General features: G+C 40.3%; 10 protein-coding genes. 1 reads left to right on the top strand and 9 read right to left on the bottom strand.

The features are described 5' to 3' along the window. Positions 1-23: 23 nt before the first annotated feature. The 9 genes from rimO to PFJ30894_RS08290 all read right to left on the bottom strand — a co-directional run bounded on the left by rimO (position 24) and on the right by PFJ30894_RS08290 (position 13,010). Complete coding sequence (gene rimO / locus PFJ30894_RS08250; RefSeq protein ID WP_125669535.1) at positions 24-1,358, bottom strand: 30S ribosomal protein S12 methylthiotransferase RimO; 1,335 nt, start codon at positions 1,356-1,358, stop codon at positions 24-26. A gap of 14 nt (positions 1,359-1,372) precedes the next feature. Continuing rightward, on the bottom strand, positions 1,373-2,386 hold the full coding sequence (locus tag PFJ30894_RS08255; RefSeq protein ID WP_021718507.1) for an ABC transporter substrate-binding protein: 1,014 nt from the start codon (positions 2,384-2,386) through the stop codon (positions 1,373-1,375). A 15-nt stretch (positions 2,387-2,401) separates the two neighbouring features. Continuing rightward, entirely contained in the window at positions 2,402-4,258 is a 1,857-nt protein-coding gene (locus tag PFJ30894_RS08260; protein ID WP_125669536.1) for a YgiQ family radical SAM protein, read from the bottom strand. A gap of 21 nt (positions 4,259-4,279) precedes the next feature. Next, positions 4,280-5,131 (bottom strand): helix-turn-helix domain-containing protein, encoded by an 852-nt coding sequence (locus PFJ30894_RS08265; protein ID WP_167457046.1) that lies wholly within the window; start codon positions 5,129-5,131, stop codon positions 4,280-4,282. Positions 5,132-5,154: 23 nt separating this feature from the next. Continuing rightward, complete coding sequence (locus tag PFJ30894_RS08270; protein WP_167457047.1) at positions 5,155-7,599, bottom strand: DNA translocase FtsK; 2,445 nt, start codon at positions 7,597-7,599, stop codon at positions 5,155-5,157. A gap of 22 nt (positions 7,600-7,621) precedes the next feature. After that, positions 7,622-9,286 (bottom strand): ribonuclease J, encoded by a 1,665-nt coding sequence (locus PFJ30894_RS08275; RefSeq protein WP_021718511.1) that lies wholly within the window; start codon positions 9,284-9,286, stop codon positions 7,622-7,624. A 224-nt stretch (positions 9,287-9,510) separates the two neighbouring features. Next, the gene (locus PFJ30894_RS08280) at positions 9,511-11,460 is read right to left on the bottom strand and encodes a TRAP transporter permease (RefSeq protein ID WP_125669539.1); all 1,950 of its coding nucleotides are present in this window, start codon (positions 11,458-11,460) and stop codon (positions 9,511-9,513) included. 28 nt (positions 11,461-11,488) lie between these two features. Further along, positions 11,489-12,019: a DUF1850 domain-containing protein gene (locus tag PFJ30894_RS08285; RefSeq protein WP_125669540.1), complete on the bottom strand. Its 531-nt coding sequence runs from the start codon at positions 12,017-12,019 to the stop codon at positions 11,489-11,491. A 16-nt stretch (positions 12,020-12,035) separates the two neighbouring features. Beyond that, complete coding sequence (locus tag PFJ30894_RS08290; RefSeq protein WP_021718514.1) at positions 12,036-13,010, bottom strand: TAXI family TRAP transporter solute-binding subunit; 975 nt, start codon at positions 13,008-13,010, stop codon at positions 12,036-12,038. Between the two features lie 285 nt (positions 13,011-13,295). Here PFJ30894_RS08290 and PFJ30894_RS08295 point away from each other — a divergent pair, with 285 nt between their 5' ends. Continuing rightward, on the top strand, positions 13,296-13,655 hold the full coding sequence (locus PFJ30894_RS08295; protein WP_021718515.1) for a hypothetical protein: 360 nt from the start codon (positions 13,296-13,298) through the stop codon (positions 13,653-13,655). Positions 13,656-13,717 lie beyond the last annotated feature (62 nt).

The following is a 13,717-nucleotide window of genomic DNA, read 5'->3' on the forward strand; positions in this document are numbered from 1 at the left end:
TGTTTTGCCCCCTTGCTGGCAAATTAAATTCTCTCTCCTACCATTTCGTAGGTGAAACCCTGTAAAATTTTTACTTTAATAAACTCACCTGCTTGAACACTTCCTGCGTTTTCGACAAAAATACTGCCATCAATATTAGGAGCTTCTTTATATGAACGACCAAAAACAAGATCAGGGTTTTCCTCATCGCAACCTTCAACAAGTACTTCTAAAATCATATCTTCCATATTATGATGCATATCTTCTGATATTTGTGCCTGCAAAGACATTAATTCATGAAAACGTTCTTCCTTGATTTGCGTATCTATCTGTTCTGGCAAATCAGCTGCTACAGTTCCCTCTTCTTGGGAATAAGAGAACACACCGGCATTGTCGAAACGCTGTGCTTCAACAAAAGCTTTTAATTCTTGGAAATCAGCTTCTGTTTCTCCAGGAAAACCGACAATAAACGTAGTTCTGATAGTAATACATGGTATACGCTGCCGTAATTTGTTTAGCAATGCCTCAACTTCTGATTTAGTATCATAGCGATTCATGCTGCTTAGCAATCTATCGCTGGCATGCTGAAGCGGAAGATCCACATATTTGCAAACCTTATCCAAGCTGGCAAAAGCTTCAATCAAATCGTCAGTAAAATTATTTGGATAACAATACATGACCCGGATCCATTTAAGGCCTTCCAGTTTATTAAGTTCAGACAAGAGCTCCGGCAGGCGCAGTTTACCGTAAAGATCTTCACCGTATCTGGTGGTATCCTGTGCAACAACTATCAGCTCTTTAACACCCTTATCAACTAATGCTTTGGCTTCGCCAAGCACTTGTTCAAACGGTTTGCTGACATAAGGTCCACGTAATTTGGGGATGATACAGTAAGAGCAGCAATTATCACAGCCTTCGGCAATTTTTAAATATGCCATATAATCAGGAGTTGTTAAAATACGCGGTGCCGGGATTGGCGGCGCCAGTTCTGCTTTTTTCAGAGACTCCAGCATAATGAACCGCTCTCCCTGAGTGACCCTTTGGATAACATAAGCAATATCTTCATAGCATTCAGTACCTATAACGGCATCTGCTTCAGGAATATTTTCTAAAAGTTCTTCTGCATAACGCTGCCCTAAGCAGCCGGTAATAATCAAATATTTACAGGTCCCTGTTGTTTTATACTCCCCCATTTGTAAAATAGTATTAATAGATTCTTCTTTGGCAGATTCTATAAAACCACAGGTATTTATAATAATCAAATCTGCTTCTGCAGGATCGTTAGTAATTGTTATCTGCTGTTCATGAATCAATCCCAACATTGTTTCAGAATCAACGAGATTCTTAGGACAGCCGAGACTTACTAAGCCTATTTTCACGTTTGTTCCTCCATCTATTTTACTGCAAATCTAGCCGACTGCAGCCATTTATTTGTTAAAATCTCCTGTTGTACCAGAGTATTATAAGCAGTATTAAGCCATAATTTTTCAGGCTGCTCAATATGATTGCCATTTAAACCATTGGATAGTAAAAACATATAACCTGTATTTTGCTCCAACGCAACTTTCTGCGGTGCCGATGACATTAAAAGCCAGTCTCTGAACATTTGTGCATCCTCATATTTTTTAGAAGCAGCATCAACGGCTACCCCATATAAGCTTACAGGAGTCCCTTCACTGGGAAAGACGATATATGCAGGAAAATCATTTTCCAAATATTTGAATACGTAGCTGCGCCGAGTAATAGCCAAGTCTGCATCACCAACAGTGGTCAGGCGAATTGGTGTGAAAGGAAAGCGGGAATATTGAGGAATTTGTCTGTTAAGACCTCTGAAATATGCCAGGCTTTTTTCCTCGCCTCGAACACTTGCAAAAGCAGCTAAAAAGTTACGCGTATTTGCCGAATCGGAAAGATTTTCCATAGCCACACGCACATTTTGAAGCTTAATGATATCCTGCCAACTCAAAATATTTTCCTGACCGTATTTTCTGGCATAACTTTGATTAACCAAAAAAACTACAGGGTCATAAAAGACACCGAACCATTGACTTTGTTCATCTTTAAAAACAGACGGTAATAAATCTCCAGCCTCACTTAAAATGGCATATAAACGCTGCTGTTTACTTAGAAGCTGCAGCTCATTATGCTCTAAGAGATACAAATCAGGTAATTTTCCCTGTTCTCTTTCTTCCGGCAGTAATAGTTTTATCACAGCATTCCGATCAGAGTCATTATTATACTCGCTGATTAAAGCCTGTAGAAAACTGTTATCTAAATTAGAATATAATAATAATTCAGTTTTTCCATGCACCGCTATACTTGTTTCATTTTTGTCAGAATCAAAAATAAACCAGGCTATACATGCAAACATCAGAGCAATGATTAACAGTATTTTTTTTTGAGGCATCTTTAACCTCCTGTTTTACCGCCGTTTGTTAATTTTAGGGTTAAATGCAATTTTGCTGTGTCGTGCTTTTGGATTATGGGAAGAAGATATTTTCAGTAAACATTTCGCATCATCACCAATAAGGTCACCACGATTAGTCTGCTGTAAAGCTTCTTTAACCAACTGACGGTTTTTAGGATTTTTATATTGCATCAGAGCACGCTGCATCGCTTTATCATGAGGATTACGGGCAACAAAAACCTTTTTGCCAGTTTCAGGATTGATACCGGAATAATACATTGCTGTCGATGCGCTTCCTGGAGTTGGAATAAAATCCTGCACCTGTTCAGGCTGATGTCCGATATCCCTCAAAAATTCACTTAACTCAACTGCATCACGCAGAGTACAGCCGGGATGACTGGAGATAAAGTAAGGTACTAAAAACTGTTTGAGGCCTATTTCTTGATTTTTCTTATTAAAAGCACGCATAAATTTTAGATAAACAGATTTACCAGGCTTGCCCATATTAGCTAAGGCATGTTCTGCTACATGCTCTGGAGCAACTTTTAATTGCCCGCTGACATGGTAACGACATAATTCATCTAAGAAACGATCATTTTTGTCTGCCAGCAAATAATCGTAACGGATACCGGAACGAACGAATACTTTCTTTATTCCAGAAAGCGCACGAACTTTTTGAAGCAGTGCTATATAATCGCTGTGGTCAGTATCAAGATTAGGACATGGTTTTGGAAATAGACACTGCCTGTCGCGACAAACTCCTACTTTTAATTGCTTGGCACAGGAAGGATGTCTGAAATTGGCAGTCGGACCGCCAACATCATGTATATACCCCTTAAAATTTGGCAATTCAGTGATTTTTTTTGCTTCACGAATGATAGATTCATGACTGCGTGTCTGGATTATTCTTCCCTGATGAGAATGAATAGCACAGAAAGAACAACTGCCAAAACAGCCACGGCAACTGATCACACTAAACTGTACCTCTTCTATTGCAGGCACTCCTCCGTATTTTTCGTAAGACGGATGATAAGTACGCATATAATCCAAATCATAAATAGCATCCATTTCTTCCTGTGACAAAGGAAATGGCACTTGATTTTGAACAACGAATTTTTTGCCGTTCTTTTGGACAACAATCTTCCCGGAAAATGGATCAAGTTCTTTACTTTGTAGGTTATAAGCTTTAGCAAACGCTTCCCTATCTTTTAATATATCTTCTAATGAAGGTAATTCAATAAATTCATCTAACGCTTGCAAATCATCTGCTAAATAAGCTGTACCCCGCACATAATGGATATCTTCGATAATAGCTCCGCCAGCTAAATAGTCAGCAATTTCAACGATCTGCTTTTCACCCATACCATATATCAAAAGGTCGGCATTACTTTCGACTAAGATGGAAGGCAAAATTTTATTTTCCCAATAATCAAAATGCGCAAATCTGCGCAAACTGGCTTCAATGCCTCCGATAATAACCGGCATTTCCGGCCATAAGCGTTTTATTTGCTGCGCGTAAACTACAGTAGCATGATCAGGGCGCTTCCCCATCTCGCCACCAGGTGTATATGCATCTTTTTTTCTTGGTTTTTTAGCCGCAGTATAGTGGCAAAGCATCGAATCAAGATTTCCACCTGAAATAAGCACTGCCAGACGAGGCTTGCCCAGCACCTCAAAATTTTTCAGCTTGCGCCAATCTGGCTGACACAACAGTGCGACTTTATAACCCTGCGCTTCTAATACACGACAAATAACAGCCGGTCCAAAAGAAGGATGATCAACATAGGCATCGCCGCTGATAAACAAAAAATCTATTTGTTCCCAACCACGGGCATTGATATCTTCCTGGGAAATCGGCAAAAATTCTTTCATTAGGATTTATGGCCTCCGATATTATTTCTTATATTCTTTAATGACAACTCCATCAACTTTTTCAGCTGGAGCAGGCTTTCCGTTAACAGCAATCTGCATTGCCTTGATGTTGCCATATTTTACAATAATTTTTTTATCAGCAGAGAAGTTTTTTTCCTGATTGCTTACTAAAGTTCCTTCAAAAACTTTTTCTCCATCTACAGTAACTTCTACCCAGCATCTGTCATTACAAAACATATAGAGATTTAGATTGTTTTTATCAGGAACAGCTTGCTGCTTCTGCTGTACTTGCTTATTGTCAGCAGGCGTTTTCTGTGCTTTAGCAGCAGCCGCTTGTTCAGCGCGTTCTTTGGCTTTTTTTGCATCTGCTTCTATTTTTGCTTTTTCCTGCTCAGGTATTTCATTGCTTTTGGCAGTATCATCACTTAAAGCTGATTGTTTTGGTGTCACAATATTTTCCGGCTGATCACTGCTGCTGAATAAGAAAATATAACCGGCAGCAGCAATTATAACTAACAACAAAAATGACAGCAGATAAGTAAAAATATTCGAAGAATTTTTTTGCGGTTTTAGATGAGGAGCAACACTTATTTTAGAAGTTGTACGGATTTCAGCAGGTTTTATTTCTTCTGGATCAACACCTGCACAAGCAGCTTTGTAAAGCGTAACTAATTCTGGACCGTTGAGCCCCAGATAATTACCATAGGTGCGTATTATTCCTTTAGTAAAAACATCACCTGGAATTTTAGCGTAGTCACCTGTTTCAATAGCCGCTAGATAGATTTTTCGGATACTGGTAGCTTCTTCTACCTGATCTAAAGAAAGGCCTTTATCAAGTCTGGTATTTTTTAGAATTTCTCCTATATTATCCATAAGCTTACCCTCCTCTATCATATTTATTGCGCTGTAAAAAAACGTTCTTCTATTTCATGACGCGACATAATTAATTCGCGGGGTTTGCTGCCAACAGACTGACCTACGATACCAAGTTCTTCCATACAATCAACTAAGCGTGCAGCACGCGTATAACCAATTCTAAATTTACGCTGCAGCATTGAAGAAGATGCCTGACCAGTATCCATGACTAAACGGACTGCATCTTCAAAAAGTTCGTCACTCATCAGATCGTTGCCATTTTCAGATGCTGCGTTAGAACCTTTAGTATCACTTTCTAACACCTGCTGAGTAACTTCTTCTGAATATTCGACTGGTATGGATTGCTTCTTGATAAAATCAACAATCTTATTTAATTCTCCATCACTCACAAAAGCACCTTGTACACGTACAGGCTTATTTGTACCGATAGGATAAAAAAGCATATCGCCTTTGCCCAATAGCTTTTCAGCACCGCCCATATCCAAAATAGTACGGGAATCGGTCTGTGAAGAAACAGCAAAAGCAATACGTGAAGGAATGTTTGCTTTTACAATTCCTGTAATAACATCAACAGACGGACGCTGAGTTGCCAAAATAAGATGGATACCAGCTGCGCGGGCTTTTTGAGCCAAACGCAGAATAGCATCTTCTACATCTACTTTAGCCACCATCATCAAATCTGCTAATTCGTCAATAATAATTACGATAAAGGGCATTTTTTCCGCGGCCTGTGCATTATAGCTATTGATTTCCCGCACATGATTATCAGCAAAAGCCTTGTAACGGCGTTCCATCTCGGCAACAGCCCAATGTAAAGCTGAAGCAGCTTTTTTGGAATCAGTAACAACAGGAGTCAGTAAATGCGGAATACCATTATAATTAGAAAGTTCAACAACCTTAGGGTCAACTAAAATCATTTTGACTTCTTCAGGACGGGCTTTGTATAAAATACCGGCAATGATCGTATTGATACATACAGATTTACCGGAACCGGTAGAACCGGCAACAAGCATATGAGGCATTTTAGAAAGGTCTACCGTAATAATATTACCACTGATATCCTTGCCAAGACCTACACAAAGTTTTGACTCTGTTTTACGAACTAAATCGCAGTCGACTACCTCCCTGAAAAATACCGGATCATTTTTTCGGTTCGGGACTTCAATGCCGATGGCAGCTTTGCCTGGTATCGGCGCCTCGATGCGAACACCTGAGGCGGCAAGTTTGAGCGCTATATCGTCTGCTAAGTTTACTACTGAACTTACTTTAACGCCAGGAGCAGGTTCCAGTTCAAATCTGGTGACGGAAGGACCGCGGGTAACAGCGACGACGCTGGCGCGAACGCGGAAATCTTCAAGTGTCTGTTCTAAAATAGCACATTGTTCTCTGATATCCTCTTCGGTATGCTTATCTTTGGAAACATACGGAGGATTAAGTAACTCCAAAGGTGGAAACAAGTATGTACTTGCTTCTGCTGCCGGCAGAGTTTCTGTTTTTACTTTTTCACTGACAGCCTTTTTAGGAGCCGGGCTGGCAGCAGAAATATTTTTATCAGCAGTATCAATGATCTTTATATCGCCAGGATTCTGATTTTTGTAAGGATTAAGAAAATCATGCTCTGGCATTTGTACTGCTGTTTCCTTTGGTTTATTAAAATCTATAATCGGCCTTGTAATAATATGAGGCTCATTTTTCTCAGCAACAGGAAATTCTTCGATAAATGGCTGTTCATCATCAAAAAACGCTTCTTCATCTTCAGCTTTACTTTCATTTTTGCCAACAGCTTTTCGAATGATCTGTTTAAACTGGCTTTCTTTTTTGATTCCTGAAGTAAAGCCTGCAAAATCATCACTGTTGTAAGGATTAACAGTGTTCAAAACTTCCATATTCTTAAAATCAGAAGTTTCAGCAGTAGTTTCATTATCTGAATTTTGATAAGTTACAATATTTTTAGCTTTTCTACCAGCTGTTTCTGCCGAAGCCTTTAAAGACAATTTCCCCGTTAATAAAACGCTGCAGATGATACCTGCAATCAAAATTATCAATGCTCCAGCTGTTCCTGACAGACGTCTTAATGCTAAAAGAAAAGCTCCGCCCAATAGACCGCCACCTTCTTTAAGCTGTTCAGGAACCAGCTCTTCCCCTACAGGTACAAAAACATGATGAGCTGTGCCTAAAAGGCACAGCATCAATAATGTTAGGGCTAATCCTTTTTTTGAAAAACCAATTCCCTTGTGGGAAAAAGAAAATCTAATACCAAGAACTATGCATGCGAGCGGAAACAAAAATGCCCCTTTACCTAAAGTATAGTTCACAACTTTATCTATAAAAGCACCTATTGTTCCTGTAGGAAGCCCAAAATAAGCTGCTGCTGCAAAACATCCTAACGCAAGCAAAAGAACGCCGCTTATTTCCAAACGACTGTTATTCTGTTGTTCCGTACGTTCTGCTTTGGTTCTTCTCAAATTAGGCACCTCATTTACAACATTAGATCTCCATTATAATAGGCAAAATCATCGGTCTTCTGCGTGTTTTTTCGTATAAAAATCTGCCAAGTGAATCGCGGACAGCAGATTTTATAACAGACCATTCAGAAACATTGCTCTGTTCGCATTTATCAAGAGCCTGCTGAACTTTCTCTTTAGCAGTTTCCATCAAGCCCTCTGCTTCACGCACATAAACAAAGCCGCGAGAAACTATATCCGGACCGGAAACTACAGTGCAGGTATCCTTATCGATAGTAACGACAACTATCATGATACCATCCTGGGACAGCTGTCTGCGGTCACGCAGAACGATATTGCCAACATCACCTACGCCGAGTCCGTCTACAAGTACTTTTCCGGAAGGAACGCGGCCATTGATACCAATACTATTGCGTGTCAATTCAATGATCGAACCGTTTTCGCCTACGACGATATTCTCGCGCGGCATACCCAGACTGCCTGCAAGCTGTGCATGCTTGATCAAATGCCTGTATTCGCCATGCACAGGAATGAAAAATTTAGGACGCACCAGATTGTGCATCATTTTGATTTCTTCCTGACTGGCATGACCTGAAACGTGTACACCATTGCTTTTTTCATAAATAACATCGGCACCAAGTTTATACAAGTGGTCTATTGTTCTGGAAACCAGCTTTTCATTGCCTGGAATAGGTGTTGCGGAAATAATAACAGTGTCTCCGGGAACAATATCAACTTTTTTATGATCGGACATAGCCATTCTTGTTAAAGCAGACATAGGCTCTCCCTGGCTGCCGGTAGTAATGATAACTATCTTATCAGGAGTATAGTTGTTGCTCTCATCAATGTCGATCAGTACGCCTTCAGGTATTTTTAAATACCCTAATTCCATGGAAATATTTACTACATTTACCATGCTGCGCCCGATAACTGCTACTTTACGTTTATAACGAACAGCGCTGTCAACTACCTGCTGGATACGATGTACGTTTGACGAGAAGGTAGCGACAATAATACGGTTTTTGGCATAACGGAATTCATCATCAAAAGTCTGCCCGACTATTTTTTCACTTTGCGTATAACCGGGGCGTTCGGCATTGGTACTGTCAGCCATTAAAGCCAGTACACCCTGATCACCGAACTCTGCGAATTTATTAAATTCAGTTACCTGTCCATCTACAGGAGTCTGGTCAAATTTGAAATCACCGGTATGAATGATAATACCAATAGGAGTATGGATCGCCAATGCAACTGCATCTGGAATACTATGGTTGACACGTATAAATTCCACTTTGAAATTTCCTGCGTGAATTTTATCTCCAGGTTTGATAATTTTGCATGCTTCAGAGCTGACCCCGTTTTCTTTCAATCTTCCCTGAAGAATACCTAAAGTCAAAGCAGTTCCGTAAACAGGAGCGCCGATCTGTTTCATAACATACGGCAAAGCACCTATATGATCTTCGTGCCCATGAGTCAGGAAGATAGCTTTAACCTTGTCTTTGTTCTCCACTAAATAAGTAATATCAGGAATAACAAGATCGATTCCCAGCATATCATCTTCAGGGAACATCAAGCCGGCATCAACGAGAATTATATCGTCGCCATAACGGAATACCGTCATGTTCTTACCGATCTCCCCCAATCCGCCCAAGGGAATAATATTTAATTTACTTTGTATTTTACTCAAAAAAAATACACCTCCAAAATTTTTTTAATTTATTTCCGTACAAGTATTTAGACCTCTAGTAATAAAATCTATTAACCGCACACCTACTCTACGGTATATTATACATTAAATAATGCAGAAAAACAAATGTTTAATCAATTATCAATAAATTTTTATTGTAAAGATTCAGTGAACTGAACATAAAAAAACAAGCATACCTTAAAAGGTATGCTTGTTTGAAGCTCTTACAGATCCTCACCATGGTTTTCGATAGGACCTTTATTTTTATTCATGCGCTGCCAGAAGAAAGCAACTGCAAGAATTGCTACGCCAACAGCATCAGTAACAGCGCCAGGAATAATCATATTTAAGCCGCCAACAAAGAACAGCAGTCTTTGCAAAAAGCTGAGCTTGGACTGACAGAACCCAATCATGGCGACAGATACGCCCCACATGCCTATAATCGCCGTTGCACAGGCAAAAGTGATCGTAAATGGAGTTGCATCAATCATAAGCAGTTCAGGTGCCAGAACAAAAATATACGGAACGATAAAAGCCGCTATTGCCAATTTTGCTGCTGCAAAGCCTGTCTTCATTGGATCGGCACCGGAGATACCGGCACCAGCATAAGCAGCCAAAGCAACCGGAGGAGTTACGTCCGCAACGATACCAAAGTAGAAGGCAAACATATGCGCTGCCAAAACAGGAACATCCATCTGCACCAAAGCAGGAGCAGCAATTGTAGATGTAATAACATAGTTAGCAGTAGTCGGAACGCCCATACCAAGGATCAAAGACGTGATCATTGTAAAGAACATTGCCGGCAATAAGTGTCCACCTGCAAGATCCAGCAGTGCCGTAGCCAATTTAAGGCCAACGCCTGTTTTGGTTACAACACCGATAATGACTCCGGCTGTAGCACAGGCAATCAAAACACCGAGAACACCTTTAGAGCCTTCGATCAAGCCTTTGACTACATCACCAAAGCTGATACGTGTAGATTTTCTGAGGCAGGAACAGATCAGAGTAAGACCAATCGCCCACAAAGCAGCACGCATCGGCGTATAACCGGATACCAACAAGTAAACGATGATCGCCAGCGGTAAAATCAAATGGCCTTTTTCCATAAACAGTTTACCAAACTTAGGTAATTGATCACGCGGCGTCCCTTTAAGCCCAAACTTTTTAGCTTCATAATGTACGCCTATCCAAACACCAATGTAATATAACAGCGCCGGAATGACGGCAGCTTTAACAACTTCGATATAAGGGACGCCGACAAATTCAGCCATCAAGAATGCAGCCGCACCCATAACAGGAGGCATCAGCTGTCCGCCAGTAGAAGCAGCAGCTTCTACCGCGCCTGCAAAAGCAGGACGATAACCTAATTTCTTCATCATCGGAATCGTAAAGGCGCCTGTACCGGCTACGTTAGCAACAGAGCTGCCTGATACTGTGCCCATCAACCCAGATGATAATACGGCAACCTTGGCAGGTCCGCCTGCGGCCCAGCCGGCAACAGCGTTAGCCAGGTCGATAAACAACTTGCCCAAACCCGTAGCTTCCAAATAGGAACCAAATAAGATAAAGAGATAAATAAATGTTGAAGATACGCCAAGTGGAGTACCAAAAATACCTTCTGTGGTAAAGAAAAGATGATCGAACATCTCCTGCACACCAACTCCGCGATGTGCCAGAATCCCCGGCATATACGGGCCGGCAAAAGCATAAAACATAAAAAACAGTGCAACTGTAAGCATCGGCCAGCCGACAACACGGCGAGCTGCTTCAAACAGAAGCAATGTACCGATAAAAGCAATACTGAAATCAAATTCAGTATTCATACCGGCTCTTAAAACAAGTTCATCGTAAAAAATTACGATATAAAGTGCACTGGCAACACTTAGAACAGCGAAAATAACATCAAGCGGATGCATTACAGATCTGGACCAGTTTTTCCTGCCAGGATACAGCAGATAAATCAAAGAAAATCCAAATGCCAAATGGATTGCTCTCTGTAAGTGTGCATCAAGTACACCGAAAGTTGCGGTATACAATTGAAAAACGGCGAAGGCAATACAGATAAAAGAAATTAATTTGTCCCACATTCCCGTTAAATTACGTTTGTCAGACTCTTTGTCAAATTTTTGCAGGACTTCTTCTGCTGACATAGTTGTTTTATCTTGTTCACTCATTCTGCCCTCTCCTCCCCTTTTGCAAAATTTAATTTAACCAATATTGATAACGTTTTTCTGCCTTGATTTCAACCAAGGTTCCTTGTCCATATAGATCGCAAAGATCATAGACTTTATTTTTATGTATAATACGAGGCTTTGCTTGTACGGCAGTTCTTAATTTTACAGTCTTATAAGGCCGATACATTTTTAAGATAAACTTACCGTCAGGAGTATTAGTCAAAATTCCTTCTGCAGGTGAATATGGCAGTCCTACTCCCAGTGATTGATACCGAGTATGTGTCATAACCATATCATCTGCACCGTCAACTCTAAAAAATTCTTCCACCGTTGTCAGCTGGACCGAATGGGTAAATGCAATATTCCATTCTTCTCCTCTTTTTGCAGTAAAACATTGTTTTGGCAATCCATCTTCGGGATTAATAGAAACTACTAATTGGTTGGCATACCAAAACAATATTCCCAAACCAACTAATACAGTAACTGATATCAGAATCATTTTTTTAGAAAAAGACCGATTACCGGAAGTTCCCGGCAACCGGTCTCTCAGGTTCATCATATAAAATATTTAACTCTTATTTTTCTTTCAAGTATTTTTCTGCGCCCGGATTAACAGGAACAGACATACCGTCCAATGCGGTTGCTTTAGAAACTGCATTAGCTACAGAATGAGCTGCTTTCAAACGATCGAGATTGCTGAAAATAGCTTTGGTGATAGCATAGCCGGTATCAGCATCCATTTTATCAGTTACTGCCAACATAGCACGAACTGCGATTGCCTGAACGTCGGCTTCTTGATTCGGGTAAGTTTTGGCTGCAATAGTAAGTTTGGTATAGAAAGGATATTTTGCAATCAAAGCGTCAGCTTTATCGCTGTCAACCGGCAGTAAAACTACATGGTTTTGAGTCGCGATATCCTGAATAGCTGCGGTCGGATGGCCTGCAGTTACGAATGCAACGTCAACATTGCCGTCTTTTAATGCATTGGAAGCTTCTGCGAAAGAGAGGTATTGAACTTTAATATCATCATAAGTGATACCATAAGCTTCGAGTATCTGGCGGGCATTAGCTTCAGTACCGGAACCTGCGGCACCTACTGCAACGCGTTTGCCTTTAACATCATTAAGAGATTTAATACCGCTTTTATCCAAAGTCACGATTTGTATCGTTTCGGGATACAAAGTCGCCAAGCCCTGGATACTGGGGACTTTTTTATCTTTGAACATTTCTGAACCGTTAACAGCATAATAAGCGATGTCATTTTGTACAAAAGCGATATCGACTTTATCCTGCTGCAACAAGTTGATATTTGCTACAGATGCACCGGTGGATTGAGCTGAAGCATTAGCGCCGGGAACATTTTTATTCAAAATGTCAGCGATAGCGCCTCCCAATGGGAAATATGTACCAGCTGTACCGCCAGTAGCAATATTAATGAATTTTTGCGCAGCCGGTTTTTTCTCGTCCTTTTTGTCAGAACCACCGCCGCAGCCGGCTGCCATAGTAGCAAAGACCATGATCGCCATCAGAAAAGCTAAAAGTTTTTTCATAGGATCCCCTCCTCATTTTTGAGTGTACACAGTTGTATCATGAAAAATAAAAGCTCATTTTTCAAATGACTATGCCACTTTACTTACTTAGTTTAATTCGATAAATTTCTATAAAATCCTGCAAGTTAGAAGAAGCTCTATATTGTATACAATATACTTTATCTGTTTTTCTTAAATTTTTGCCGCTTTGCTAAAATTAAAAGAATATGGTATCATATATATCGTTATCAAATATTCAGAGGGCAATAAATTCCCTTGCCAATAAGAGAAAAGGATGTGTGTTTTATGAGTTCCGGAGCTTATACTCTCAAACTTTCACGTACGCTTTACAACGATACTTTCCGTGCCCAGCTGCTTGACGAAAATCAGCAGGTAATCGGCCATCTTCGTATCGTTCCAGGTGTCCCGCTTGACCGCAGCCTGGTCCCGGAAGACGCGCCCAGCGTTCCGGCTTATCTTTTGGTCATTGTCGATGACGCCGATATCAACAAGGATAATCTGATCGATTTTGAAGAACGTGCCAGTTATGCTTTACTAAAACGTTTTTCAACAGAAGCAATCAGTTTCCAGCATTGCCAATTCTATTATCCTTCACCTGCTTTCATTTTTGAACAGGCAGATGCACTTACTAATCCTGTTATGTGAAAAAATCCCTTCAACATTTTTGTTGAAGGGATTTTTTTATACATTTTTGTTATTTTATTATC

This window comes from Phascolarctobacterium faecium (genome assembly GCF_003945365.1).
GTDB classification, from domain to species: Bacteria; Bacillota; Negativicutes; order Acidaminococcales; family Acidaminococcaceae; genus Phascolarctobacterium; species Phascolarctobacterium faecium.